Below are 26,337 nucleotides of genomic sequence, written 5' to 3' on the forward strand. Positions count from 1 at the left end.
CGCCGGGGACACAAATTTCCGCGGGCGCTGGCCTGGAGCGATAACCTGGGGGAGTGATTCAGAGCCAACAAGACACCCCCGGTCAGCACCACGGCGAGTACAAGGTCCCCGGCGGAAAGCTGGTGGTTGCCGACCTTCAGGTCAGTGACGGCGCCATCAGCGCGGCGCGGATCAACGGTGACTTCTTCCTGGAGCCGGATGAGGCCCTGGATGACATCAATGCGGCCCTGGTGGGCGTGCCCGCGCACGCCTCCCACGAGGAGTTTTCACGCACGGTGCAGGATGCGATCCGCCCGGACGCTGTGCTCTTTGGGTTCGACGCCCGCTCGGTCGCCACGGCGGTGCGCCGCGCCCTTGGGCTGGCCACCACCTGGGGAGATCACGAGTGGCAGATCCTTGGCCCCACGCCGTATCCCATCGCCGTCAATGTGGCCCTGGATGAGGTCCTGACCCGGCAGGTGGGTGCCGGTCTGCGCCCGCCCACCATGCGCATCTGGGAGTGGAACGAGCCTGCCGTGGTGATCGGCTCCTTCCAGTCCCTGCGCAACGAGGTGGATGCGGAGGGCGCGGAGCGCTTTGGCGTGCAGGTGGTGCGCCGCATCTCCGGCGGCGGGGCCATGTTCATGGAGGCGGGCAACTGCATCACGTATTCGCTCTACCTCCCACAATCCCTGGTGGACGGAATGTCCTTCGCGGACTCCTACCCCTTCCTTGACGCGTGGATCATGGACTCGCTGCAGCGCGTGGGCGTGAACGCCCACTACGTCCCGCTCAATGACATTGCGACGGACGCCGGCAAGATCGGTGGCGCGGCCCAGAAGCGCCTGGCGGGCGGCGGCATGCTCCACCACGTGACCATGAGCTATGACATCGACGCGGACAAGATGACGCAGGTGCTGCGCATCGGCCGCGAGAAGCTCTCAGATAAGGGCATCACGAGCGCCAAGAAGCGCGTTGACCCCCTCAAGCGCCAGACCGGTCGCAGCCGCGAGGAGATTCTGCAGACCCTGCAAGAGGTCTTTGCCGAGCGCTACGGGGCCACCGCCGCCCAGCTGGACACGCGCACGGTTCAGGAGGCGCGGGACCTAGCGCGCACCAAGTTTGAGACGGAGGAGTGGACGGCGCGCGTCCCGTGACACGACCGGATGCACGCCCCCACCCGGGCCAGGATTCAACCGGCCTTCAGGAGGTCTCCGCCGGTGCCGTGACGGCGCTGGTGGGCTTCACCTCTTCCTTCGCCGTGGTGCTGACGGGCCTCGGGGCCGTTCACGCCAGCGGCGCCCAGGCGGCCTCCGGCCTCATGGCGCTGACCCTGTTAGTAGGCCTGACGACGCTGGCGCTGGCGCTAGCTCACCGGCTCCCCATCACGGTGGCCTGGTCCACCCCTGGCGCGGCCGTGCTGGTAGGCGCCGGCGCCGCCGTCGGGCAGTTCTCTGACGCAGTGGGCGCCCTCCTGGTCTGTGCCCTGCTCCTGATCGCCACCGGGCTCTGGCCGTGGCTTGGCCGCCTGGCCCAAAGCATCCCCACGGGAATTGCGCAGGCCATGCTGGCCGGTGTGCTGTTTCCGCTCTGTCTTCAGCCAGTTCTTGGCGTGGCGAGTGACCCGTGGGCGGTGCTGCCGGTGATCCTGGTGTGGCTGCTTGGGCTGCGCTTTGCCCCGCGCTGGGCGGTGCCGCTGGCCTTCGTGGCGGCGGTGGCCGTGATCGCGGTGCACCTGATCGCCAGCGGCCGCGGTGTGGAGGCAGGGGTGCTGCTGCCCGCCTTCGCGTGGACCTGGCCCACCCTTTCCGTCACCTCGCTGATCGGGGTGGCCCTGCCGCTGTACGTGGTCACGATGGCCTCGCAGAACATTCCCGGCGTGGCGGTGCTGCGCAGCTTTGGCTTCACCGCCCCGTGGCGTTCTTCCTTGCTGGTCACAGGCTTGGGCTCTGCGCTCGCGGCCCCCTTGGGTGGGCACGCGATCAACCTCGCCGCGATTTCCGCCGCTCTGGCAGCGGGGGAAGAGAGCGGCGTGCCACAGGAGCGCCGCTGGCGCTCGGCCGCCTGGGCGGGAGGCTTCTACGTGCTGCTGGGACTGGGCTCGGCGGCGGTGGTCGCGGTCGCGGTCCTCGCGCCGAACGGTGTGTTGGCGGCGGTTGCAGGGGTGGCGCTCATCGCCACCCTGGGATCAGCCGTCCAGGGCGCGTGGGAGGACTCGCAGGAGCGCGTCGCCGTGGTGGCGACGTTCCTGGTCGCGGCCTCCGGGGTGGCCTTCGCCGGGATCAGCGCGGCCTTCTGGGCCCTGGTCGTGGGTCTTGTGCTGCGCTGGGCCCTGGCACGGCGGTAGCGGGCGACGGCGGCGGCGACGGTACCGGGCCACGGCGGTAGCGGGCGACGGCGGTACCGGACGACGACGGCGGCGGGGCAGCCAAGCCGCCCCGCCGCCGTCGGGCCCTGCTGTTGTTGCCTGCGCTCAGCCCCGCCCGGCCGCGGCACGCGCGGCGTAGCCCTGCGCAAACAGCCGGCGCTCCAGGTCATCCAAGCCCTCCAGGACCAGGCGGCGCAGGGCCTGCGGCGCCTGAGCGTGGTCCCGCAGCCAGGCCTGAGCCGCCAGCACCTTGGGATGCGTGCTCTCATCACCCAGGTCAAGGTTGGCATCCCCAGGGAAGAGGCCGGTGACCACGCGCGTGGCCTGCCCCTGGCTCTGCCTGGCCCACAGCTCCTCGATGCGCTCCCAGTACTCGGCGTCGTGATCCCCGCTCACGCCGGAGGGATCCACGCCGTAGCCGTCAAGGGTGGCCTGGAGCTGATCGTTGCTGAGCGCGACTCCGTCGGCATCGGTGCCGCGGAAGGCTGCCTCGCGGGCGGCCAGCTTCACGTCCGCATCCGGGCGGGCGGCCAGGGCGCGGCTGAGGCCGGTCTGGCTCACGGCGGTGGGCGCGGCATCGCGGGAGGCCTGCAACTGCTCCGCGTCCACACGGGAGTGCGCGGCCAGCGCGGTCAGCGCCGCCCACGTCAGATCCTCACCCAGGCCAAAGTCCGGGTCCTTGACCCAGGAGGCCACCAGGTCAAGGACCTCGGGAACCGGGGTCTTCTGGTGACTCAGCGCGCCCAAGAGGCAGCGCAGCTTCACGGTGCGGGCGTCGCTTGGCTCCGGGGACTCCAGCACCTCGGTCACCAGGAAGGTGACCCAGCGGCTCACCAACTCCTGGCGTGCGGATTCGGTGGAGTACTCAAAGAGGCCGGTGTTGGCCTGGGAAAAGACCTGCGCCAACACCCCGGAGTCCTGGATCAGTCCCGAATGCGCCACGGCGCCGTCCACAAAACGCTCGGGGGAGAGCAGGCCGTCCCTGGTCAGGTTCCAGGCGGCGGCCAGCGAGATGGCGCGGGCCAGCTCGCCGTCCAGCCCCGCGGAGAGCACCGTGTCTAGCGTGACCGGGTCCAGGCCCAACTTGGCGTAGCTGAGGTCCTCATCGTTGGGCAGCAGGGCCTCGGTGGCGGGGCGGCCCACCAACTCCGGCACGTCCACGGCCGCACCCTCCAAGCGCACCTCAAAGGAGGAGGCGAGCGTGGCGGGCTCAAGGTCTTGTTGCGGCGTGTAGGCGCCCACTCGCACCACGTGCGGGCGCAGCACGGTCTCGCCGCTGCGCGGGTCAGCGCCGTCCTGCAGCAGGCGGGCGGCGGTGATGGTGCCGTCCTGGCCCACGCTGGTCTCCAAGGAGAGCCGGTTGACGCCGGCCGTGGTGAGCCAGGCCTGCGCCCAGCCGGCCATGTCCCGACCTGACGCGGCGGAGAGCTCCTCGAGGAAGTCATCCAGGGTGGTGTTGCCCCAGGCATGCTTGCGGAAGTAGGAGCGGGCTGCGGCCAGGAACGCGTCCTGGCCCACAAAGGCGGAGAGTTGTTTCAGGACGGAGGCACCCTTGGCGTAGGTGATGCCGTCAAAGTTCTGATCGGCGGCCTCCAGGTCAACAATGTCCGCCACGATGGGGTGCGTGGTGGGGAACTGATCCTGGCGATACGCCCAGGCCTTGCGCCGGGAGGCAAAGGTGGTCCACGCCGTGGTGAAGTCGGTGGCCTGATCCACGGCCAGCGTGCCAACGTAGTCCGCGAAGGACTCCTTGAGCCACAGGTCATCCCACCACTGCATGGTGACCAGGTCGCCAAACCACATGTGGCACATCTCGTGCAGGATCGTGTTGGCGCGCTGCTCGTGCTGGGCCTGCGTGGCGGGGGAGGTGAAGACGTAGTGCTCGGTGAAGGTCACCAGGCCGGGGTTCTCCATGGCGCCCAGGTTGTACTCCGGCACAAAGGCCTGGTCGTACTTGCCCCACGGGTAGGCGAAGTCAAAGTGGGTGTGGAACCAGTCCAGGCCGCGCTTGGTGATCGCGAAGACCTCCTCCGCGTCCATGCTCGGGGCCAGCGACGCGCGGGTCATGAGGCCCAACGGGATCTGCACGTCCTCGCCGGAGGCGGTGCTGCCGGCGTAGTGATCACTCCACAGCGCGTACGGTCCGGCCAGGAAGGTGGCGATGTACGTGGACATGGGCTCGGTCTGGGCAAAGCGGCGGGTGCTGTTGGCGCCGGTTGCCTCCTCGACGTCCAGCAGGGCTCCATTGGAGCCCACGTGCCAGGCGGTGGGGGCCGTGATGCTGGTGCTGAAGCGGGCCTTCAGGTCCGGCTGATCAAAGCAGGGGAAGATGCGGCGGCAGTCCGCCGGCTCGTTCTGGGAGTACAGGTAGGTCAGGCCGTCCGCCGGGTCAACAAAGCGGTGCACGCCCTCGCCGGAGCGTGAGTAGAGCGAGCGCGAGGCGATCCGCACGGTGTTGGTCTGTGCCAGGCCGCGCAGGTGAAGGCGTGCCCCGTTCACTACAGCGTCCAGGTCCTGCTCCACGCCGTTGATCTGCACTGACTGCACGGAATGACCCAGGTAATCCAGGAAGGTGGACGTACCGGGGATGGCGTCCAAGCTGATCTGCGTCACGAGGGGGTAGCTGAGCTGGGCCGGGTCAGCGGCCTCGCTGAAATCGAGCTGAAGTGTGTAGGCGTGGGTGCGGACGGCGGCCGAGCGGGCGGCTGCCTCGTCGCGGCGAAGGTTCTCGTTCGGGGGGCGCAATGCGGAACTCATCCAGCTATTTAATCATTGCTTCACATCTCGTGGTCGGTTCTTGGGTGAGCATCTGACAACGGCCCGACGACGCTTGGTTGGGGCCCAGCGCGCCAAGCGGCAGGCCTCGTGCCCTGCACAAACACGCCGGCCCGGGCGCGCTGGGTGCGCGTCCGGGCCGGCGGTCACTGGGTGCGGGCCCGCGTGGAGCCGGCGCTCAGCAGGTGGTGTGCCGAGGGGCGGTGTGCCTAGCGGCGGGCGGCCTTGGCCTCCGCGCGGCGGCGCTTGACCAGCACGCGCTCATCCACGGGGGACTCGGGATCCGCGCGCAGGTGGCGGTAGTACTCCGCGGCCTCGTCCTGGCGGATCTGCTCGGCGCCGGAGGAGATGGGTGCGCGCAGGTGGGCCTGCGTGTAACCAAAGGCGTCCACCAGATCCTGTGCGTGCGGGCGCAGGCGGGTGATCAGGCGGTTGACGTATTCCTTGAGGGTGCGTGCGCGCTGCACGGAGAGGCGGCCGTTCATGAGGAACCAATCCAGCTCATCCTCAATGGTGGTCAGCGCGAAGAGATCGCGGACCCAGGTGAGGACCTTGAGGGAGTCGGCGTCCTTGACGGACTCCAGCCCGCGGGTGAAGGCTTCCCACTGCAGCAGGCGTGCGTGCATGTGGGCGGCCTGAATCAGCTCCTCCTGGTGGGAGTTGAACGCGGCGGCCTGCTCGGCGGGGCTGGCCTTGGCCACAGAGGCCAATGCACGGCCTATCTCGCCGATCGCGACCTCCACCCGCTCGGTGAGCAGGGCGCGCTGGACCTCGGGGTCCTTCAGGTAGTTGGCGGTGCGCTTCTCTGAGCCGGTATCAGCGGCGTCCTGACCCAGGGCGCGCAGGCCGGTGCGGGCCAGGATCTGCTCGGCGCCGGTGCGCAGGGCGTAGCGGGCCAGGTCTGCGGGTTTGGCGCCCTTGAACTGGGCGGAGAAGTCCGTCAGGAGGCGCTTGCCGACTAGCTGCAACAGAATGTTGTTATCGCCCTCGAAGGTCGTGTAGACATCCAGGTCGGAGTGCAGGCCGGTGAAGCGGTTCTCTGCCAGGTAGCCGGCGCCGCCGCAGGCCTCGCGGGCCTCCTGGAGGGTGCTCATGGCGTCCCAGGTGGTGGTCGGTTTCAGGGCCGCGGCCAGGGTCTCCAGATCCTGGCGCCCCTCCTCCGTGTCCTTCTCTCCGGAGAACACGCCGTCGAAGGCCACCAGGAGTTCCTCGTGGCTGAAGGCGCCGGCGTAGGTGCGGGCGATGCGAGGGATCAGGCGGCGCTGGTGGCGCTGGTAATCCATGATCACCTCTTCTTCGATGTCGCTCGCTGCGTTGAACTGGCGACGCTGGTTGGCGTACGTCACGGCGATCTGCAGGGCCACCTTGGAGGCTGCCACTGCGGCGCCATCCAGGGAGACGCGGCCCTGAACCAGGGTGCCAAGCATGGTGAAGAAGCGGCGCCCCGGGGACTCGATGGAGGAGGTGTAGGTGCCGTCCTCATCGACGTTGCCGTAGCGGTTGAGCAGGCTGGTGCGGGGGATGCGCACGTGGTCAAAGTGCAGGCGGCCGTTGTCGATGCCGTTGAGGCCACCCTTGACGCCGTCGTCCTCTCCGCCAATGCCCGGCAGGAAGGCGCGGTTCTCGTCGCGAATCGGCACGTAGAAGCAGTGCACGCCGTGGTTCACACCGTTGGTGATGAGCTGCGCAAAGACCGTTGCGGCGGTGGCGTGCAGGGCGGCGTTGCCCAGGTAGTCCTTCCACGCGGCGCGGAAGGGCGTGTTGATCACGAATTCCTGCGTGGAAGGGTCATACGTGGCGGTGGTGCCGATGCTTGCGACGTCGGAGCCGTGGCCCGTCTCCGTCATGGCAAAGGCGCCCGGGACGGAGAGGTCCATGATGCCTGGGAGGAGCGTGTCCTGGTGCTCCTTGGTGCCAAGGTGCAACACCGCGGAGCCAAAGAGGCCCCACTGCACGCCGGCCTTGATCTGCAGGGACGGGTCCGCGGTGACCAGTTCCTCGAACGCGGCAATGTTGCCGCCGTTGTCATCTGAACCGCCAAGGCGGGACGGGAAGGCGCGGTGCACGGCGCCGGTCTTGACCAGCTCAAACATGTTCTGGAAGGTGCGCTCGCGGTGCTCGGGGACGGGCATGCCCTCCACCTTGTGCAGCTGGGGGTTGGTGGCCAGCTCGCGGGACACGCGGCGGGCGTCCGCCCAGCGGCCCATCAGCTGCTCGCCAACGGCGGCAACATCCAGTCGCGGATCCTCGGTGGTCTTGGAGGCGGAGGCGGAGGTGGGAGTTGTGGAGGTCATGGCCTGTCCTTTCACGCGATGCTGGAGAGCTGCTTGGTGGTGGGGGTGGATCCGGAGTCCGTGGCGGACCCGGTGATCAGGGGAGCGGCGATGCCAGAGAGCAGCCACTCGGTGAGGGTTCCGGCCAGCGCGTCCGCGCTGGGGCTGGAAGTGGGATCCGCGACCCAGCGATCGCCCGCCGCGCGGATCAAGCCAAGGGCCGCCGTGGGCCAGAGGGAGAGCAATTCCGGTGCAGGCACGCGGTTGGTGGCGGCAAGCAAAGCCTGCAGGTGCTCGGTCATGAGGATCACGAGCTCATCCGTCAGCGCCCGCACCTGCTCCTGCGCGTTGCCCTCGGCGGGGCCGAGCACAAAGGCGTAGGTATGTGGGGAGGCGGCGGCTTGGGCCAGGTAAGCGCGGATCATGGCCTGGAGCGTGTCCACAGGCCCGGAGGCCTTGTGGCCCGCGGAGACCACGGCGCGGCGCACACCGAGCACCACGTCGTTGCCGATCGCGGTTCGCAGGCCCTCCTTGCCGCCAAAGTAGCGGTACAGGACTGACTTGCTGGTGCCCGCCTCCGCGGCGATCTGGTCCATGGGAACGGCGGGGCCGCAGCGGTGGATGGACTTGCGGGCCGCGCGGATCAGCTCCGCGCGGCGTTGCTGGCGGTGATCCGCCCAGCGCACGTCGCGGCCGTCGGCAGCGTCGTCTGGCTGTTCGCCAGCAGCGTCGGAGGAGGGTGTGGTGAGGTTCACGATACCGAGCGTATCAGGTACGCTGGGTATCGGTCAGTAGGGGGTGGTGACATTCCCGCGACCACCAGCCAAACAGGTCGCAGCCAGACCATCATGAGGAGCCACGAGATAGCCATGGGCCAGAATCTTTCCCAGAACCGTCCCGCCGTCGTTATTGGCGGCAACCGCATTCCCTTCGCTCGCGCCAACGGCGCCTACGTCGGCGCATCCAACCAGGACATGATGACCGCAGCCCTTGACGGGCTGGTGGCGCGCTTTGGCCTGCAGGGCCAGCGCATCGGGGCCGTCGCCTCCGGCGCGGTGCTGAAGCACTCCCGCGATTTCAACCTGACCCGCGAGGTGGTGCTCGGCTCTGCCCTGAGCCCCCAGACCCCCGCCTATGACGTGCAGATGGCGTGCGCCACCGGCCTGGAGACCATCGGCTCCCTCGCAGACAAGATCAAGTCCGGCCAGATCGAGTCCGGCATCGGTGGCGGCGTGGACACCGTCTCCGACGCCCCGATCGCCGTCTCGGATGACCTGCGCAACGTACTCCTGGCGGCCGGCCGCGCCCGGTCCCTGAAGGACCGCCTCGCCGCCTTCGCCAAGCTGCGCCCGCGTGACTTGGCGCCGTCCGCGCCCGGCACCGATGAGCCGCGCACCGGCCTCTCCATGGGTGAGCACCAGGCGCTGACGACCCAGCGCTGGGAGATCACCCGCGAGGCTCAGGACGAGCTGGCGGCCGCAAGCCACCAGAACCTGGCCGCCGCCTATGACCGCCACTTCTTTGATGACCTGATCACCCCGTACCGCGGGCTGGCCAAGGACAACAACATGCGCGCGGACTCCACGGTGGCCAAGCTCTCCAAGCTCAAGCCGGCCTTCGGCAAGAGCCTGGGGGACCAGGCCAGCATGACCGCAGGCAACTCCACGCCGCTGACGGACGGCGCCTCCGCCGTGCTGCTCGGCTCCGAGGAGTTCGCCGCGGAGCATGACCTGCCGATGCTCGCCAACTTCGTTGACTACGAGCTGGCCGCCGTCGACTTTGTCTCCGGCGAGGAGGGCCTGCTCATGGCCCCCGCCTACGCCGTGCCCCGCATGCTGGCACGCCAGGGTCTGACCCTGCAGGACTTTGATTTCTACGAGATCCACGAGGCCTTCGCCGGCACCGTGCTCTCCACGCTCAAGGCCTGGGAGGACCCGGAGTTCTGCAAGGACAAGCTGGGCCTTGACGCCCCGCTTGGCTCCATCGATCGCAGCAAGCTCAACGTCAACGGCTCCTCGCTTGCGGCCGGTCACCCCTTCGCCGCCACCGGCGGGCGCATCGTCGCCACGCTGGCCAAGATGCTGCATGAGAAGGGATCTGGCCGCGGCCTCATCTCCGTCTGCGCCGCCGGCGGCCAGGGCATCGTCGCGATCCTCGAGGCGCGCTGATCATGGCGGATCAGTACTTGGACTTCGCCAACACTCCCTTTGGCCGCTCGCTGGCCAAGCGACTGGGTTTGCCCGCGCCGGTGCGTCTGCGCCGCTACGAACAGGGCGCCGCCCTGATCCCTGGCGCTGCCATGGTGATCGGCTCCTCCGAGCTGGCTCGCACCACCGGTGAGCTGCTCCTGGGCTGGGGCCTCGAGGTGCGCACGCACGACGCCGGCCACGCCAAGTTGGGTGCCATTGTGGTGGTGCTCGACGACGTGACGACGCCGGCAGATTTGTCCCCGCACGCCTTGACGCTTTCGCCGGCGCTGAAGCGCCTGGCGCCCGGCGGACGCGTCATCACGATCGCACGGCCGGAGCAGGACGGGGACGCCCCCGAGCTCGCCGCCGCCCGCCTGGGTGTGACCGGCATGCTGCGCTCCGTGGCCCACGAGCTGCGAGGCGGAGCCACCGCCAACGGCATCGAGCTGGAGGGCTCGCTTGACCTGAGCGCACCCAGCGCCCAGGCCGCGCTGCGCTTCCTGCTCTCCGGCCGCAGCGCCTACGTCGACGGGCAGTTCCTGCGCGTTGACTCCCAGCGCGGGGTGCTTCCCCAGGACGCGGACCGCCCGCTGGTCGGCAAGGTCGCCGTAGTGACCGGTGCCGCGCGCGGCATCGGTGCGGCCATCGCCAGGGTGCTGCGCCGCGACGGCGCCACGCTGGTCGTGGTGGATGTACCGCAGGCCGGGGACGCCCTGGCCAAGGTCGCCAACGAGGTGGAGGGCACCGCGTTGCAGCTGGATGTGACCCGCCCCGAGGCCGGCGAACTGATTGCGGCCCACGCCAAGGAGCGCCACGGCGCCCTGGACATCGTGGTCCACAACGCCGGCATCACCCGGGACAAGCTGCTCGCGAACATGGACGCGGCCAAGTGGGATTCCGTCATTGCCGTCAACATCGAGTCGCAGCTGGCCATGAACCGGGCCTTCAAGGCCGCGGGCCTTGATCAGCTGCGCATCGTCTCCCTGGCCTCCACCTCCGGGATCGCCGGTAATCGTGGCCAGAGCAATTACGGTGCCTCCAAGGCCGGCGTGATCGGCATGGTGCGCGCCAGCGCGCCGCAGCTGAGCAGCGGCGTGGCGGGCATCAACGCCGTCGCCCCTGGTTTTATCGAGACCGAGATGACGGCCAAGATCCCCTTCGCCACGCGCGCCGCCGGCCGCCTGATTCTGCCCAGCCTGCAGCAGGGTGGCCTGCCGCGGGACGTGGCAGAGGCCATCTCCTTCCTGGCCTCAGACTCGGCCGCTGGCATCAACGGACGCACGCTGCGCGTGTGCGGCCAGAGCCTGATCGGGGCCTAGGCATGCAGACGGTGGTCCTGGACAAGGTGCCAGCGCTTGGAGCCCTCTACGCCCAGGCCGCGCTTGGGGCCACGCGTCGCGTGCGACGCGTGGCGCCGGGCTCGCTCCCGGACGTCAGTGCCGAGGCGCGGGAGGTTCGCATCAGCGAGGAATCGCTGATCCAGTACCAGCGCCTGCTGGGGGACGCGGTCCGCGAGGAGGTGCCGAGCGTGTTCCTGCACGGCACCGTCTTTCCCGTGGCGCTGTGGCTCCTGGCCCGCAAGGACTTTCCCCTGCCGCTGCTTGGCATGGTGCACCTGAGCAATCATGTGCGCCACCTGCGCCCGGTGAGGCCGTCTGAGACCCTGACGCTGCGCGCCCACGCACGCGACCTTCGTGTGCACCGGGCCGGCACCCAGGTGGACCTGATCTCTCAGGTCCTGGTGGGTGAGGAGCTGGTCTGGGAGGGGCGCAGCGTCTACCTGGCCAAGGGCGTGTCACTGGAGGGTTCTTCCCGTCCGGAGGCAGAGCCGCACCCGGACTTTGTCCCGCCAGCGACCACGGGACGCTGGCGCCTTGACGCCACGACCGGACGCCGCTTTGCGGAGGTGCTGGGGGACTTTAACCCCATCCACCTGTCCCTGGTCAGCGCCAAGCTGCTGGGTCTGAAGCGGCCCATCGCCCACGGCATGTACCTGGCCGCCCGCGCGCTCAAGTCCGCGGCGCCGCACGGTGTGGGTTACGCCTGGGAGATTGAGTTCGCCGTTCCGGTGCAGCTACCTGGCAGCGTGGAGTTCGCGCTGACCTCTGCAACGCAGAGCTCCGTGGGGCCCGGCACCTCCGACGAGGAGCCGGGCAGCGTGGGCTTTGTTGGGTGGGACGCACGGAAGGTGCGCCCGCACTTTGCCGGCTCGGTGGTGCCGCTGGCACTGGCCGCGACGGTGGGAGCGGGGACCGACTAGAGGGCTGGCGGTGCCGAGTGCGCCGCTGACAGCTCTGAATACAGCGCGACCAGGGTCCGTGCGGTGGCATCCCAGCCCCGTGCGGACCCTGTCTTTGCGGCCTCGCGCTCCCATTGCTGTGGGGCATGTCCCTGCCGCACCAGGGGTTCAAGGGCGTCCGCCCAGCGTTCGGGGTCAAGGCTGGTCACCAGCATCCCGTCCACGTCGTCGCGGATGAGCGTGCTCAGGCCGCCCACATCGTGGGCCACCACCGGCGTGCCGCTGGCCAACGCCTCCGCGGCGACCAACCCGTAGGTTTCGTGCCGAGAGGGCATCAGCACCAGATCCGCCGCCCGGTACCAGGACGCCAACTCCGCCTGTGGCACCGCTGGCAGGGCCGTCACCCGGTCGCCGATCCCGGCCTGGCGCGCCAGCTCCTCCGGATCCCTCGCGTCCATGCCGGAGCGTTCCCCGATCAGGACCAGGCTCGCCTCCAGGCCGCGCCGTTGCAGTGCCGCCACCGCGCCGAGCGCTATCTGCGGACCCTTGTAGGGCTGAATGCGGCCGGCAAAGAGCAGTCGCAAGCCAGGCGCGGCGACCGGCCAGCGCGCCGCAGGGCCAAGCGGCGTAAAGATCTCTGTATCGATGCCGGGGCTGACCACGTGCACCTTGCCCGGGGCCACGCCAAGGTCCGTCACCAATTCCCGGCGGTCCGCGGCGGTATTGGCCGTCAACGCGTCCGCCTCGGCGCCGATGCGGGTCTCCGCCGCGAGGCGGCCCATGTCCGCCTCAGAGGCCCCTGCGTGGTGCGCCTTGCGCGCCGCGGTGGTGTGCATGGTGTGAATCCACGGTGCGCCAGAGGCGCGGCGCAGCAGCCGTGCGGCCTCCCCGGAGAGCCAGTAGTGGGAGTGGATGGGAGCGGCGGCGTTGAAGTCGGGATGCAGCTGGACCCGGCGGGCAAAGTCGGGGACCACGGCGCGCAACTCCTCCTTGCTCAGCGGTGTGGCTCCGCCGGCGGGGACGCCGTGCACCGTGAGGCCGGGCTCGGGGGAGTGGCTGCGATCCTCCGGCCAGCGCGTGAAGATGTGAACGTCGTATCCAGCTCTTGCCAGAGCGCGGGAGGAATTCAGGACAAAGACGTTCAGCCCACCGGCATCGCCCTGTCCGGGCTGGGAAAGGGGGGAGGTGTGGAGGGAGAGCACGGTGACGCTCTGCGTTCTCGGCACGTGCCCTCCCTTCCGGCGTGTGAGCGCCGTGCAACTGATGGCGCATGACAATTCTTGGCGCATGCGCGCTGTGTCGAAAGATGACCTGGGGAAAAGATGGCCAGGGGAAAAGATAACCAGGGGAAAAGCTGACCACGGGAGCCTGGACTCCGGGCCACAACCAGACCTCACGTAAGGGAACGCGAAAGGCCCCCGGGTTTGATCCCGGGGGCCTTTCCCATCTTGTGCGCGAAGGGGGACTTGAACCCCCACCCCCTTTCGAGGACTAGCACCTCAAGCTAGCGCGTCTACCTATTCCGCCACCCGCGCAGGTGGTGATCCGCTTCCAAAAGCCAGCGGGGCAACGAGAAAATCTTAACACGGGGCCCGGGGGCACCCCAAATCGGGAGGACCGTCCGGTGAACACCTCACCACGGCCCGGGGAGCGAACTAGGGTGGAGGCAGAACGGCCCGCCGCGGGCTCTGGCGCGCGGACAGGGCAGCCCGGGGCGGCGAGTCTGGCCCGCCCGGAAGGACACTAGCGGAGGCTCATGTGACTGGAAACACCGATTCCCTCGACCTGGACGCAGAAGTGGTGCGGATTTGCCGCGAACTGATTCGTTTCGACACCAGTAACTTCGGCGGAGCCGCGGACTCGGCGAATGAACGGCCGGCGGCCGACTACGTGATGGGGCTGCTGCAGGAGGTGGGTCTGGAGCCGGAGCTGTTCGAGTCCGCGCCGGGCCGGGCCAACGTGGTGGTGCGCATTCCGGGCCAGGACCGCGGGCTCCCGGCGCTCGTGGTGCACGGTCACCTTGACGTGGTGCCCGCTTTGGCAGAGGACTGGAGCGTGGATCCCTTTGCCGGCGAGCTGCGCGAGGGCATGATTTGGGGCCGCGGCGCCGTGGACATGAAGGACATGGACGCCATGATCTTGACCGCCATCCGGGACCTGGTCCGCCGGGGGGAGCGTCCGCGAAGGGACCTGATCGTGGCCTTCTTTGCCGATGAGGAGGCCGGTGGCCGCTACGGCGCCCAGTGGCTGGTCTCCGAGCACCCGGAGCTGTTTGCCGGCGCCGGCGAGGCCATCAGCGAGGTGGGAGGCTTCTCCACTGAGGTGGACGGGACCCGGGCCTACCTGGTGCAGACCGCGGAAAAAGGCATGGCGTGGACCGGCCTGACCGCGCATGGCAAGGCCGGGCACGGCTCGCAGATCAATCCGGAGAATCCGGTGGCGCGCCTGGCCCAGGCCATCACCCGCATCACCGAGCACCCGTGGGGCATCAGCTACCGGGAATCCACCACCGAATTGCTCCAGGGCGTGGCGGGCATGAGCGGGACGGCCTTTGACCCCCAGGATCCGCAGCCCCAGTTGGACGCGTTGGGATCCGCCGCGAAGTGGATTGGTTCCACGCTGAGCACTTCCATCAATCCGACGGTGCTGAAGGCCGGCTACAAGGACAACGTGATTCCCTCCACGGCGCAGGCGCGCCTGGACATCCGCACCCTGCCCGGCGAGCATCACTCCACGCTTGACACGGTGCGTGAGCTGGCCGGGCAGGACGTGGACGTCGAGGTGGACGTGGAGTTTGAGGCCATGGAGTCCCCGGCGGACACCGCCCTGGTTGCGGCCATGACGTCGCTGCTGAAGGAGGAGGATCCGGGGTGTGAGGTGTTGCCGTACATGCTGGCTGGCGGTACGGATAACAAGGCGCTGAGCCGCCTGGGCATTGTGGGCTACGGCTTTGCGCCGCTGCGCCTGCCCGCGGATCTTGACTTCACTGGGCTCTTCCACGGCGTGGACGAGCGGGTCCCGGTGGACGCCCTGACGTTCGGTCGGCGTGTGCTCTCCCGCCTGCTGGCCGAGTACTGAGCGGGGACGCGATCATGAGCCTGCGCGTGGAAGAACTCCTCAGCCCTGCCCTGCTGCGCCACCTGCGAGAGCGTGCCGCGGAGCACGACCGCGACAACAGTTTTGCCCAGGAGGACCTGGATGAGCTGATGGAGGCCGGCTATCTCAAGGCCATGCTCCCGGAGGAGTTGGGAGGTCAGGATTGGGGTTTCGCCGAGGCCATCCAGGCCCAGCGCCTGCTCTCCGCCCACTCGCCCGCCACCGCCCTAGCGATCAACATGCACCTGGTGTGGACGGGCGTGGACCGGCTGCTGCTGGCCCGCGGCGACGATCGCCTCGGCTTCATGCGCCGCTGGGTCAGCGAGGGAGAGGTGTTGGCCTTCGGCGTGTCAGAGCCGGGCAACGACGCCGTCCTCTTTGACTCCTTCACCACCGCGACACCGGTGGAGGGTGGCGGCTGGAACCTCACCGGACTCAAGATCTTCACCTCCAACTCCACGGCGTGGACGCGGCTTGGCGTGTTTGGCAAGGACACCTCGGGGGATGAGCCGCGGTTGGTTCACGGCTTTGTCCCGCGCGGCGGCGGCGCGGAATCCGTTCCGAATTGGGACGCGCTGGGCATGCGCGGCTCCGCCTCGCACTCCACCCAGCTCGACGCCGCGTGGCTGGATCCGGCGCATGTGCACAGCATCCTGCCGGTGGGGCCCAACCCTGACGCGCTGATCTTTGGAATCTTTGCCTCCTTCCTCAGCCTGACGGGTGCCGTCTACGTGGGCATCGCGGACCGGGCCGTGCAACTGGCGGCGGGCCATCTGACCCTGCGACGGGACCGCGCCACCCGTCAGAGCCTGAACCAAGACGAGCTGCTGCGCCACCGGGTGGCCCAGGCCGCCATGGCCCAGCTGGCCCTGGACGCTCAGGCCCGGATGCTTGGCCTTGACCTGGATGGGGGAGCGGATCACAGCGCCTCCTGGTTCCCGCGCCTGGTCACCTTCCGCACGCAGGCCGGGGATGTGGCCAGGGATGCGGTTCTGGAGGCCATCAAGGTCTCCGGCGGCGCCAGCTACTCCCGGGGCACTGAGCTGGAGCGGCTCTACCGCGATGTGCTGGCAAGCCTCTTTCACCCCTCCAATGACGAGTCTGCGCACAGGACGGTGGCCGATTGGCTGCTGGGCCCGCTGGAGGACTAGGGATGGCCGACTACGACGAGCGCATTGTCGCCCTCTACGACCTGGACAATCCGGACGGGCCAGATCACGACTTTTACCGATCGCTGGCTGCTCTGAGCCAAGTCAAGGCCATCCTGGACGTGGGCTGCGGTACCGGGATTCTCACGGTCACCCTGGCCGCGGGAGGCCGCCGAGTGGTGGGCGTGGATCCGTCCCCGGCCATGTTGGCCTTTGCGCGTCGGCGTCCAGGCGCCGACGGCGTGGAGTGGATCGACGGCGATAGCCAGGCTGCCCCCCGCGTGCCCTTCGACCTTGCAGTCATGACCGGCAACGTGGCCCAACACATCCCCGAGGCCCACTGGGAGCGAACGCTGCGCGACCTCCGTGCCCGCATGGCGGACGGCGGGATGCTGTCCTTTGAGAGCCGCAACCCGCAGGCGCGGGCGTGGGAAGGCTGGGGCTCGGGGGAGCGGTCCACCCGAGAGACCCCCAGGGGTCCACTCGCTGAGTGGACCGAGGTGGAGCGGGTGGACGAGGGCCTGGGGGACGGGAGCACGGTGCGGCTTCGGGAGCACAACCGCTTCGGGCGGCAGGGCGACACCGTCATCACGGAGCAGACACTGCACTTTCGCTCACGCGCAAAGATCGAGGCGGATCTGCGAGTGGCTGGCTTTGAGGTGGAGGCGGTCTACGGCGACTGGGCGGGCACTGCGCTGGATGCGCCGCGGGAGAAGCCGGCCACGCTCATGGTGTTTGTGGCGAGGGCTCGCTAGGGCCGGGTTGCGCGCAGCGAGCTGGAGACCCGCATGACCCTGCGGCGCATCCAGTAGCGGCGCAGGCCGCCCTGATAGATGCAGGTGCGCGCCAACTCCCAGCGCCCGTACTCGGAATGCTCCGCCAGGGCCCGGCGCGCCTCAGAAACTGGCTCTCCGGGGTTGACGGTCACGATGAGGTATTCAAAGCCCGTATCGCCGTCGCGGTGCCCCGCGGGCGGGGTCATGATCTTCTGCTGCATGGTGGGCTCATTGCACACCTGAATCGGGGCCAAGGGCAAGCCCTGCCATTTCCGGGCCAGCGGCTGTAGCGTCACTGCTATGAGCAACGATCCCCGCGCAGCCCTTGACGCCCTGACCTCCGCCCTTGCCGAGCACCTGAACGCAGTAGCCAACCGACGCAGCGACGAGGATCCGGCGGTTGATGAGGCCTACGATCGCATCGCCGAGACCTTCGAGGCCTATGAGGACTCCCTGTGGGACTCCTACTCCGAATCGACGCCGCTTGACCTCTTTGCCGCAGAGGACGACGAGGATGAGGATGAAGACGGTGACGAGGAAGACACCGAGGACAACAACGAGCTAGAAGACGCCGAGGATGACGCGGATGGGGAGGGCTCAGCCAACCAGGCGTGAGCGTACTCACCGGGCGCGGCGGCTCACGGCCGCGCGCCCGGTGAAGTAGTCTTCACCGAGTGAACTGGTTGTATGCGGCCATCCTGGGCCTGATCCAAGGTCTGACAGAATTCCTGCCCATCTCTTCGAGCGCGCATTTGCGCATCGTGGGCGGCTTCCTCCCCGGGGGAGGTGATCCCGGCGCCGCGTTTACCGCGATCACGCAGTTGGGCACCGAGCTTGCGGTCATCGTCTTCTTCTGGCGAGACATCGTGCGGATCATTAAGCACTGGTACCTGTCCATAGTGGGCAAGATTCCTCGCAATGACCCCGATGCCAAGCTGGGTTGGTTCATCATCCTTGGCTCCATCCCGATCGGCGTGCTTGGCCTGATCTTTGAAGACAAGATCGATAGCACCTTCCGCAGTCTCTGGATTGTCGCGACCATGCTCATCGTCTTTGGCATCTTGCTCGCCGTCGCGGATTCTTACGGCAAGCAGCGCCTTGAACTCAAGGACATGAATGCCCCGCAGGGCGTGCTTTATGGCCTCTTCCAGGCCTTGGCGCTGATCCCGGGCGTCTCCCGCTCCGGCGGCACCATCACCGGTGGCCTGTTCATGGGCTTCACCAGGGAAGCCGCCGCGCGCTACTCCTTCCTCCTCGCGATCCCCGCCGTGTTGCTCTCCGGCGGCTACAAGCTCTTCAAGTCCGTCCGCGACGGCTTCACCGGTCCCTACGACCTGGGCCAGACGGCCTTGGCCACCGGCATCGCCTTCGTGGTGGGCCTGATCGTCATTGGCTGGCTGATGAAGTACATCTCCACGCACTCCTTCCGCGCCTTTGTTTGGTACCGGATCGCCCTTGGCTTCCTGCTCTTTGTGCTGCTTGGCCTTGACCTGATCCCGGCCGTCGCCTGAGCGGCTCCTAGCGGCCACTCACCCCTGCCACACCCCCTCACCGAGTCTGGAGTCACGCCGTAGTGCACGCCTGGTCTGCCCCCACCGTTCCCACCATCCCGGGCACGCCGCCCCCGCTTCGGGTGCATGACACGGCCGCACAGGCGGTCGTGGAGGCCTCCCCGGAACGCGCTGCCTCTCTCTACGTCTGCGGCATCACTCCGTATGACGCCACCCACCTTGGCCACGCCAACACCTATGTGGCCTTTGACCTGCTGCAGCGCCAGTGGCTAGACGCCGGTTTGGACGTCACCTATGTGCAAAACGTGACGGACGTTGACGACCCGCTCCTGGAACGCGCCACCGCCACCGGAGTGGATTGGCGTGATTTGGCCGCCTCTCAGGTGGAGCTTTTCCGCAACGACATGCTGGCGCTGCGCGTGCTGCCCCCGCAGCATTACGTGGGCGCCGTGGAGTCCGTCGAGTGGATTGTTGACGGCGTGGAGGAGCTGGCCTCCCGCGGCCTGGCGTACACGGTGCCCGGCGGGGAGGGCGAGCCGGACGGCGATGTGTACTTCGACGTGGCCGCCTCCGAGTCCGCGCTGTGGCAGCTCGGCAGCGAGTCCCACTACGACGAGGCCACCATGCTGACGCTCTCCGCCCAGCGTGGCGGCGACCCCGACCGCGCGGGCAAGCGCGGGCGGCTTGATCCCCTGCTTTGGCGCGTGGAGCGCCAAGGAGAGCCGGCCTGGGAGGGCCGCAGCCTGGGGGCCGGGCGCCCCGGTTGGCACATCGAGTGCTCCCTGATCGCAGTGCACACGGTGCCAGGGACCCTCACCGTGCAGGGTGGCGGCTCCGATCTGATCTTCCCGCACCACGAGTTTTCCGCCGGGCACACCGCCGCCCTCGCAGATCGCGAACTGGCCCAGCACTATGTGCACACCGGCATGGTGGGCCTGGACGGCGAAAAGATGAGCAAGTCCCTGGGCAACCTGGTGCTGGTCTCCAAGCTGCTCGCGGCCGGCGTGGATCCGCGTGCCATCCGCGTGGTGCTGCTTGGCCAGCACTATCGCTCGGATTGGTTCTACGAGGAAACGCTGCTGACGGCTGCACAGGAGCGCCTCGCTGCCTGGACCGCGCGCCTGCCCTTCACGACGCTGACGAGGGCGCAGGCCCTGGTGAGCGCGCTGCGCTCCGCCATGGCACAGGATCTGGACTCGCCTGCGGCGCTGGCGGCGCTGGATGCGTGGGCGGCTGAGACGGCTGAGCAGGTCACGGAACCCCTGCCCGACGGCGCCGGGTCGGCTTTGGCGCGCGACGCGGTCGACGCGCTGCTCGGCATCCGCCTGGACTGAGCCCAGCACGCCTCTGGTTAGTCGACGGGCGGTCGGCGCTGCAGGTAGCGCTCAAACTCCCGAGCGATGGACTCCGCCCGCGCCTCAGGGAGGGCGGCCGCGTCGGTGCGGGCCTCGAGGGATTCCACGAGCGCCCCGATGCGTGCGTCCGCGGCCGCGAGCCGGTCGGCACCAAGACGCCACGCCGCGGCGTCCTCCTCTAGGTCTCGGACATCCAGCGTGAGGTCGGCGAAGGTTGCCACCGCATCCAGCAGCCGCAGGGTGGCCAGGGGCTGCGGAGCGCCCGCTACGTAGGAGGGGACTCCCACCTCCAGCTGCAAGGTGGGCCAACCGGCCGCGTCCGCCGTGTGGGCCACCACATCGGAGAAACCCAGGGCGCCAAGGCGGCGCGGTTCGTCCGCGTCCAGGTGCCCGCGCACGGTGGGGTCCTCGCTGCTGCACCAGACCGGAAGCGGACGCGTGTGGGGCACCTCCTGGGAGGTGGCCGCCAGCTTGATGGCGCACGTGGCGCCCTCTGAGGCCGCGATGGCCAATAGTTCAGCGGCGAGACCCGCCCAGTGGTGACTCGGCTCCGGTCCGGAGGCGATCAGCAACTCGGTTTCTCCCACGCCGTCCACCCGCATGAGGCGCAGGCGCGGCCATCTGACCCGCCGCACGCCGTCGGGCCCTGTGACCGCCGTGGGGCGGTGCACCCGCAGATCGTGCAGGTCATCCGCCTGGTTTTCTGCTCCCGCCCACGTGGCCTCGACCTTCCTGGTGCCCGGCAGCCCGGCCAGCAGGGCCAGGGCGCTCGTGACCGTCCCGCCGGCGTCCTCCCACCCGCCAAAGCCGAGCAGGAGCACCACGGGACGCTCGCCCGGGGCGGTGTCCCTGTGCATCCAGGCCTCCGCGGCGCTGCGTGGCGCGCGTTCCTGCTCTGGTGGCTGCTCCTGTGCTTGGCCCCGTGTCATGTGGCCACGGTAACGCGCGCCGGGGCACTTGCCCCAGACCTTAGACTTGAACCCATGTCTGCCACGCCCACTCCCGCGCGCCCGTGGTTCGACCGACCCCTCTCCTTGGGTTCGGTGGCGGGTGTTCCCGTGGCGCTGTCCACGTCGTGGCTGCTCATCACCGTCGGCATGGTGGCCCTGTTCACCCCGCGGATTCTGGAGAGCCTGCCGACCTTGAGCTGGGTGGCCGCCGCCGCCGTGGCCCTGGCCTACGCCGTGATCCTGGCCATCTCGGTGCTGTTGCATGAGGTGGCGCACGCGCTGGCCGCGCGCTCGGTTGGCTGGACCGGATCCAGCATCGAGATCACGCTCTGGGGAGGCCACACCAGCTTCCGCGAGGTGGATTCCACCCCCGGGCGCTCGCTCTATGTCTCCCTGGTTGGCCCGCTCGTCAATCTCGTGATCGGCGGGGTGGGGCTGTTGCTGATGCAGGGGCAGCCCCTGTACGGCGTGCCTGGCCTGCTGCTGAGCATGGCCGTGTACTCCAACCTCGCCGTCGGCATCTTTAACGTCTTGCCCGCGCTGCCCCTGGACGGCGGGCGCATCGTGGAATCCCTGGTGTGGCAGCTCACGGGCTCACAGGCCAAGGGGACCATCGCCGGCGGCTGGGCCGGGCGCATCCTGGTGGGTCTAGGCGTGGTGGCGCTGGCCGTGTTTTGGGTCCGCGGCGCGCAGGGCCCCTCCCTCATCCTGCTGGTCCTGGCCGTGGTGGTGCTGCTGCCCATCTGGCAGGGCGCCAGCGCCGCGCTGAAGCACGGACGGCTGCGGCTCTCGCTCGAGCAGGTCAACATTGAGGCCCTCATGTCTCCCGTGGAGATGGTGCCCGCCGGGACCAGCGTGGCCGGCGCCATTGAGGTGGGCGTCTTGGACGGCACCGTGATTCTGGCCATGGACCCGGAGCGCCAGCACCTGCTGCGCGTCATGCCAGAGGCCGTGCTTGCGGTCCCCGAGCAGCTGCGCGCGGGAACCCCCGTGACGCGCGCCGGGGTTCCGGCGGACGACGCCGGCGTGGTCACCTTGGGCTCCAACGGCGACGCGCTGGTGCGCGCGGTCGTCGAATCAGTCAGCGGGACGGTCCTGGTCGTTGATCAGGACGGGCAGTGCATCGGCGCCGTCCGCAGAGAAGTTGTCATCGCGGCCATCGAGGGCCGCGTACGGAAGGAATCCCAGAAGTGAATGACGAGCAGTTCCCCACTCCCACCGGCGCCGACCACCGGCGCGGGCCCTTCCGCCCGGGGGATCGGGTCCAGGTCACGGACCAGAAGCGGCGCATCAACACCCTGACCCTGCGCATCGGCGGGGAGTTTCACTCCCACGTCGGCGTGCTCTCCCACGACGCGATCATCGGCCAGCCAGAGGGCTGCGTGGTAGAGAACTCCGACGAGGTGCGGTACCAGTGCCTGCGGCCGCTGCTCAAGGACTTTGTGCTCTCCATGCCACGCGGCGCGGCTGTGGTGTACCCCAAGGACGCCGCCCAGATCGTCACCATGGGAGACATCTACCCGGGTGCCCATGTGGTGGAGGCAGGCGTGGGCTCCGGCGCCCTGACCATCTCCCTGCTGCGTGCGGTGGGAGACGGCGGCAGCGTGCACAGCTTTGAGCGCCGCGAGGAGTTCGCCGATGTGGCGCGTGGCAACGTCACCACCATCTTTGGCGCGGTTCCCCCGGCATGGAAGCTCTCGCTGGGTGACTTCCAGGAACGGGTCCTGGAGGAGAAGGCGCCCGGTTCCGTTGACCGCGTGGTCCTGGACATGCTGGCCCCCTGGGAGTGCCTGGACGCCGTGGCCACGGTGCTGGCCCCCGGCGGGGTCTGGATCAACTACGTGGCCACCGTCACGCAGCTCTCCCGCGTGGTGGAGGCCATCCGCGCGGACGGCCGCTTCACCGAGCCGGACTCCTTTGAGTCCATGGTGCGCGGCTGGCACGTGGACGGCCTGGCCGTCCGCCCGGATCACCGCATGGTGGCCCACACCGGATTCCTCATGACCACCCGCCGCCTGGCGGACGGTGCCCAGGGCATTCCCCACGCCAAGCGCGTGAAGGAGGCCTCCTACTCCGCTCAGGACCTGAGCGCCTGGACCGCGGATCACTCCGAGGAGGCCTGGGTTCCCGAGGCATTGGGGGAGCGCGGCGTGTCCGTGAAGAAGCTGCGCAAGTCCGGGCGCGAGGCCCTGCGCACCGCCCAGGCCGGCGGCGCCGACGTGGACGAGTTCATGGATCAGGCCATGTCCCGCACCGTCTCTACACCGCGGGCGCCGCGAGCGGCTGATCCTGAGGCGCAGACCCCGGCGGACACGCAGGCCGCGGAACCCGAGAGTCACGCGCGGCATCGCGGCACCGCGCCGGTGGTCGAAGAAGGCGAAGGAGACAGCAAGGCATGAGCCAGACCGGGAACCAGGCAGGCGGCACCGAGGCGCCGCACAACGAGCTGGTGGAGGCGCGACGGCGCGCCCAGGAGCTCTCCTTCAAGCTCACCGAGGTGAGCACGCAGAACACGCGCTTGGTGGATGCCCTGACCCGTTCCCGGGACAAGCTGGACGGCCTGCGTGCGGCGCTGGAGCATGACGGCGACCTGCCCATGGGCCACGGCGTGATTGTGGCCGTACATCAGGGCGGCACCGCGCTTCCCGGCACGTCCATCGCCTCCGCGGACGTGCGCAGCGTGGACGTGGCGCACGGCGGGCGTCGGGTGCGCACCGCGGTGTCCCCGCTGGTGGACTTTGCCGGCCTGCGCGCGGGCACCGAAGTGTTGCTCAACGAGGCGCTGGTGGTGGTGGCCACGCTGCCGCGCACCGGCACTGGCGAGCTCATGACGGTGCGCGAGGTGCTAGATGAGGCCCGGCTGCTGGTGGCCGGACCGGCGGATGATCAGCGGGTCGTGACCCTGGGCGGGGAGCTGCTGATCTCACCGCCGCGGCCGGGGGACCTGGTGATCGTGGAGCCACGCAGCATGGTCGCCACCCAGGTGGTGCGCCCCCAGGGATACTCCGCGCTGGAGTTGGAGCACGTCCCGGACACCCGGTACGCGGACATCGGCGGGCTTGGCCCGCAGATCGAGTCCATCCGCGACGCCGTCGAGCTGCCGTTCCTGCACCAGGAGCTCTTCGCCGAGCACGCGTTGCGCGCCCCGCGCGGCGTGCTGCTCTATGGCCCTCCCGGCTGCGGCAAGACCCTGATTGCCCAGGCCGTGGCGCATTCGCTCTCCGAGGAGACCGGAGCCCAGGGCTACTTCCTCAACATCAAGGGCCCCGAGCTGCTGGATAAGTACGTGGGCGAGACGGAGCGTCAGATCCGCCTGATCTTTGCCCGTGCCCGCGAGAAGGCGGCCGCGGGTCATCCCGTTGTCATCTTCTTTGACGAGATGGACGCGCTGTTCCGCACCCGTGGCACCGGCGTGTCCTCCGATGTGGAGACCACGGTTGTTCCCCAGCTGCTCGCGGAGATTGATGGCGTGGAGACGCTGGAAAACGTGCTGATCGTGGGCGCCACCAACCGCGAGGACATGCTTGATCCTGCACTGTTGCGGCCCGGGCGCCTGGACGTGAAGGTGCGCATCCGCCGCCCGGACCGCGCCGGCGCAGAGGAAATTTTGGGCCTCTACCTCAATGCGAAGGTTCCCCTCTCCGAGGAGGCGCTGGCCCGGCACGACGGCGATCGGGAGGCCACCGCGCGCGCCCTGCGGACCGCGGCGGCGGAGGAGATCTTCCGCACCGACTCACTCACGGCGCTGCTGGAGCTCACGGACGAGGACGGAACGATCACGCAGCTGCACCGCGGCGACCTGGTCTCCGGCGCCTCGCTGCGCAACATCGTTGACCGCGCCAAGCGTGCCGCGATCAAGCGCCTGCTGGCCGGCGGCGTGCGTGGGCTGGACGCGGAGCTGGTGCGCCACGCGGTGATCGACGAATTTGCCGAGTTGGGGCAGATGCCGGCCAGCAGCGATCCGGAGGAGTGGGCCCGGGTCTCCGGGCGCCGCGGTGCCCGGCTGGTGAAGGTGCGCTCGCTGGCGGCCGCGCCGTGAGCGCGCAGGCCCCGCGCGGCGTCGAGCCTCAGGACGGGGGCCGCCCCGGCCGCCGGATCATGGGCTTGGAGACGGAGTTCGGGATCCTGGCCCCGGGCCTCCCGGAGCTGAGCCCCACGCAGCTCTCCGCCGCGGTCGTCACCGCGATGGTGGAGGTGGCCCAGGAGCTGGGTTCACGCGGGGCAGGCGCGCCGTGGGACTACGTGCACGAGCGACCGCTGCAGGACGCGCGCGGTTTTGAGCAGGAGCGCGCCACAGCGGATCCTAGCCAGCTCACGAACGAGGGCGCGGTGCTGGACGCCAGGCAGATTGCGCTGGAGGACGGGGATGCCTGGGCGGCCCTGAAGTCCGAGCAGGACGTGCTCATGAACCTGGTGCTTGGCAATGGCGCCCGCTTTTACGTTGACCACGCCCACCCCGAGTACAGCTCCCCAGAGACCAGCAATGCATGGGACGCCATGACGTGGGACCTGGCGGGGGACCGCCTGGCCTCCCGCGCCGCGGAGTTGGCCGGGCAGCGGCTCGGCACCGAGGTGTTGCTGCACAAGAACAACACCGACGGCAAGGGCCAAAGCTACGGCGCGCATGAGAACTATTTGGTTCCGCGCGCCCTGCCGTTTGACTCCCTCGTGGACGGGCTCACCCCGTTCTTTGTGACCCGGCAGGTCATCTGTGGGGCCGGGCGCGTGGGGCTGGGGCGTCGCGGCGAGCGCCCGGGCTTCCAGCTGTCCCAGCGGGGTGACTTCTTTGAGAATCGGGTGGGGCTGGAGACCACCATCAGGCGCCCCCTGATCAACACGCGCGACGAGCCGCATGCGGACGACGCGCGCTTTAGGCGCCTGCACGTCATCATCGGCGACGCGAACCTCTTCCCCGCCTCCACCCTGATACGAGCAGGGTCCACGTCCCTGGTCCTGCGACTGATCGAGGATGGCCTGGCGCCGCGGATCACGCTGGCGGACCCGGTGGGGGACCTGCAGCGGGTCTCCCACGACCCGGGACTGGGCGCCACGCTCGTGGCGGACGGTGGGCGCCGGCTGACGGCGCTGGACATCCAGGAGCTCTACCTGGGGGCCGCCGAGCGCCATTACGGCGACCCGGAGGATGCCGAGCGGGAGGCGCTGCGCCTGTGGCGCCGCTGCGTTGACCTGCTGCGTGCCGGGGATCCGGCGGCCGGTCACTGGGTGGAATGGCGCGGCAAGCTCAGCCTCATGGAGCGCTACCGCGAGCGCGGCCTGGCGTGGGATGACCCCAAGCTGGCGTTGGTGGACCTGCAGTGGGCGGACCTGCGCCCGGGCAAGGGCCTGGCGAACGCGCTGCTGCAGCGCGGCCAGGCGGCCGGCATGGTGGGGGAAGGTGAGGTGGAAGCGGCGCTGACCACACCGCCGTCGGACACCAGGGCCTGGACCCGTGGACGCACCCTGACCCGCTTCCCGGAGGCCGTGGTCGCCGCCAACTGGGACTCGCTCTCCCTCTCCCTGGATTGCCTGCCCCAGCTGGTGCGCGTGGGGCTGCCGGATCCGTGGCAGGGAACCCAGGCGCTGACGCAGGGGCTCTTTGAGCCGGGGGCGCGCGTGCAGGAGCTGATCAAGTCCCTGCGGGGGCTCTGAGGCGCCACGGCGTGCGCCGTCGTGCCAAG

21 protein-coding genes and 1 tRNA gene are annotated in these 26,337 nt (G+C 69.2%); 15 read left to right on the forward strand and 7 right to left on the reverse strand.

From position 1 onward, the window contains the following. The first annotated feature begins 53 nt into the window (after positions 1-53). Positions 54-1,136, forward strand: a complete 1,083-nt coding sequence (locus DWQ67_RS04680; protein WP_121484427.1) for a lipoyl protein ligase domain-containing protein — start codon at positions 54-56, stop codon at positions 1,134-1,136. Continuing rightward, complete coding sequence (locus tag DWQ67_RS04685) at positions 1,133-2,326, forward strand: benzoate/H(+) symporter BenE family transporter (RefSeq protein WP_121484583.1); 1,194 nt, start codon at positions 1,133-1,135, stop codon at positions 2,324-2,326. Before DWQ67_RS04680 ends, DWQ67_RS04685 begins: the two co-directional genes overlap by 4 nt. Before the next feature lie 126 nt (positions 2,327-2,452). On the opposite strand, the gene pepN is transcribed toward DWQ67_RS04685, so the two are convergent. The 3 genes from pepN to DWQ67_RS04700 form a co-directional block, all read right to left on the reverse strand. After that, complete coding sequence (gene pepN / locus DWQ67_RS04690; RefSeq protein ID WP_121484428.1) at positions 2,453-5,104, reverse strand: aminopeptidase N; 2,652 nt, start codon at positions 5,102-5,104, stop codon at positions 2,453-2,455. A 227-nt stretch (positions 5,105-5,331) separates the two neighbouring features. Continuing rightward, positions 5,332-7,416 (reverse strand): acyl-CoA dehydrogenase family protein, encoded by a 2,085-nt coding sequence (locus DWQ67_RS04695; protein WP_121484429.1) that lies wholly within the window; start codon positions 7,414-7,416, stop codon positions 5,332-5,334. Between the two features lie 11 nt (positions 7,417-7,427). After that, positions 7,428-8,150: a TetR/AcrR family transcriptional regulator gene (locus tag DWQ67_RS04700; protein ID WP_158595369.1), complete on the reverse strand. Its 723-nt coding sequence runs from the start codon at positions 8,148-8,150 to the stop codon at positions 7,428-7,430. Positions 8,151-8,264: 114 nt separating this feature from the next. Between DWQ67_RS04700 and DWQ67_RS04705 the strand changes: the two genes are divergently transcribed. The 3 genes from DWQ67_RS04705 to DWQ67_RS04715 are packed head-to-tail and all read left to right on the forward strand — an operon-like array spanning position 8,265 to position 11,844. Next, positions 8,265-9,563 (forward strand): acetyl-CoA C-acetyltransferase, encoded by a 1,299-nt coding sequence (locus tag DWQ67_RS04705; RefSeq protein WP_233555909.1) that lies wholly within the window; start codon positions 8,265-8,267, stop codon positions 9,561-9,563. Between the two features lie 2 nt (positions 9,564-9,565). Then, entirely contained in the window at positions 9,566-10,903 is a 1,338-nt protein-coding gene (locus DWQ67_RS04710; RefSeq protein ID WP_121484432.1) for a 3-oxoacyl-ACP reductase, read from the forward strand. 2 nt (positions 10,904-10,905) lie between these two features. Further along, a complete protein-coding gene (locus tag DWQ67_RS04715; protein WP_121484433.1) occupies positions 10,906-11,844 on the forward strand; it encodes a MaoC/PaaZ C-terminal domain-containing protein in 939 nt (312 codons plus the stop codon). On the opposite strand, the gene DWQ67_RS04720 is transcribed toward DWQ67_RS04715, so the two are convergent. Then, the gene (locus DWQ67_RS04720) at positions 11,841-13,049 is read right to left on the reverse strand and encodes a glycosyltransferase (protein ID WP_158595370.1); all 1,209 of its coding nucleotides are present in this window, start codon (positions 13,047-13,049) and stop codon (positions 11,841-11,843) included. The two genes, DWQ67_RS04715 and DWQ67_RS04720, sit on opposite strands and share 4 nt — an antisense overlap. Before the next feature lie 225 nt (positions 13,050-13,274). After that, positions 13,275-13,358: transfer RNA gene (locus DWQ67_RS04725), tRNA-Leu, on the reverse strand. A 223-nt stretch (positions 13,359-13,581) separates the two neighbouring features. On the opposite strand from DWQ67_RS04725, the gene DWQ67_RS04730 reads away from it, so the two are divergent. The 3 genes from DWQ67_RS04730 to DWQ67_RS04740 are packed head-to-tail and all read left to right on the forward strand — an operon-like array spanning position 13,582 to position 16,822. Next, the gene (locus DWQ67_RS04730; protein WP_121484435.1) at positions 13,582-14,901 is read left to right on the forward strand and encodes a M20/M25/M40 family metallo-hydrolase; all 1,320 of its coding nucleotides are present in this window, start codon (positions 13,582-13,584) and stop codon (positions 14,899-14,901) included. 14 nt (positions 14,902-14,915) lie between these two features. After that, entirely contained in the window at positions 14,916-16,070 is a 1,155-nt protein-coding gene (locus DWQ67_RS04735) for an acyl-CoA dehydrogenase family protein (protein ID WP_325049610.1), read from the forward strand. 2 nt (positions 16,071-16,072) lie between these two features. Beyond that, a complete protein-coding gene (locus tag DWQ67_RS04740) occupies positions 16,073-16,822 on the forward strand; it encodes a class I SAM-dependent methyltransferase (protein ID WP_121484436.1) in 750 nt (249 codons plus the stop codon). On the opposite strand, the gene DWQ67_RS04745 is transcribed toward DWQ67_RS04740, so the two are convergent. Beyond that, positions 16,819-17,064, reverse strand: coding sequence for a DUF5703 family protein (locus tag DWQ67_RS04745; RefSeq protein ID WP_121484585.1), 246 nt, complete (start codon positions 17,062-17,064; stop codon positions 16,819-16,821). The two genes, DWQ67_RS04740 and DWQ67_RS04745, sit on opposite strands and share 4 nt — an antisense overlap. 79 nt (positions 17,065-17,143) lie before the next feature. On the opposite strand from DWQ67_RS04745, the gene DWQ67_RS04750 reads away from it, so the two are divergent. From DWQ67_RS04750 to mshC, 3 genes are all read left to right on the forward strand, one after another. Next, positions 17,144-17,458, forward strand: a complete 315-nt coding sequence (locus tag DWQ67_RS04750; protein ID WP_121484437.1) for a hypothetical protein — start codon at positions 17,144-17,146, stop codon at positions 17,456-17,458. A gap of 59 nt (positions 17,459-17,517) precedes the next feature. Continuing rightward, positions 17,518-18,354, forward strand: a complete 837-nt coding sequence (locus DWQ67_RS04755) for an undecaprenyl-diphosphate phosphatase (RefSeq protein WP_121484438.1) — start codon at positions 17,518-17,520, stop codon at positions 18,352-18,354. 62 nt (positions 18,355-18,416) lie between these two features. Then, positions 18,417-19,688, forward strand: coding sequence for a cysteine--1-D-myo-inosityl 2-amino-2-deoxy-alpha-D-glucopyranoside ligase (mshC, locus tag DWQ67_RS04760; RefSeq protein ID WP_121484439.1), 1,272 nt, complete (start codon positions 18,417-18,419; stop codon positions 19,686-19,688). Positions 19,689-19,705: 17 nt separating this feature from the next. On the opposite strand, the gene DWQ67_RS04765 is transcribed toward mshC, so the two are convergent. After that, positions 19,706-20,638 carry a PAC2 family protein gene (locus DWQ67_RS04765; RefSeq protein ID WP_158595371.1) on the reverse strand — a complete coding sequence of 311 codons (933 nt, stop codon included), beginning with the start codon at positions 20,636-20,638 and terminating at the stop codon, positions 19,706-19,708. Between the two features lie 54 nt (positions 20,639-20,692). Here DWQ67_RS04765 and DWQ67_RS04770 point away from each other — a divergent pair, with 54 nt between their 5' ends. From DWQ67_RS04770 to dop, 4 genes are read left to right on the forward strand one after another with little or no spacing between them, the layout of a single operon-like run. After that, a complete protein-coding gene (locus DWQ67_RS04770) occupies positions 20,693-21,853 on the forward strand; it encodes a site-2 protease family protein (protein ID WP_158595372.1) in 1,161 nt (386 codons plus the stop codon). Continuing rightward, a complete protein-coding gene (locus tag DWQ67_RS04775; RefSeq protein ID WP_121484442.1) occupies positions 21,850-23,058 on the forward strand; it encodes a tRNA (adenine-N1)-methyltransferase in 1,209 nt (402 codons plus the stop codon). The genes DWQ67_RS04770 and DWQ67_RS04775 overlap by 4 nt, the downstream gene beginning before the upstream one ends. After that, on the forward strand, positions 23,055-24,698 hold the full coding sequence (arc, locus tag DWQ67_RS04780; RefSeq protein WP_121484443.1) for a proteasome ATPase: 1,644 nt from the start codon (positions 23,055-23,057) through the stop codon (positions 24,696-24,698). Before DWQ67_RS04775 ends, arc begins: the two co-directional genes overlap by 4 nt. Then, complete coding sequence (gene dop / locus DWQ67_RS04785) at positions 24,695-26,308, forward strand: depupylase/deamidase Dop (protein WP_233555910.1); 1,614 nt, start codon at positions 24,695-24,697, stop codon at positions 26,306-26,308. The genes arc and dop overlap by 4 nt, the downstream gene beginning before the upstream one ends. Positions 26,309-26,337 lie beyond the last annotated feature (29 nt).

Source organism: Galactobacter caseinivorans, assembly GCF_003640665.1.
In the GTDB taxonomy this organism is placed as follows: domain Bacteria; phylum Actinomycetota; class Actinomycetes; order Actinomycetales; family Micrococcaceae; genus Galactobacter; species Galactobacter caseinivorans.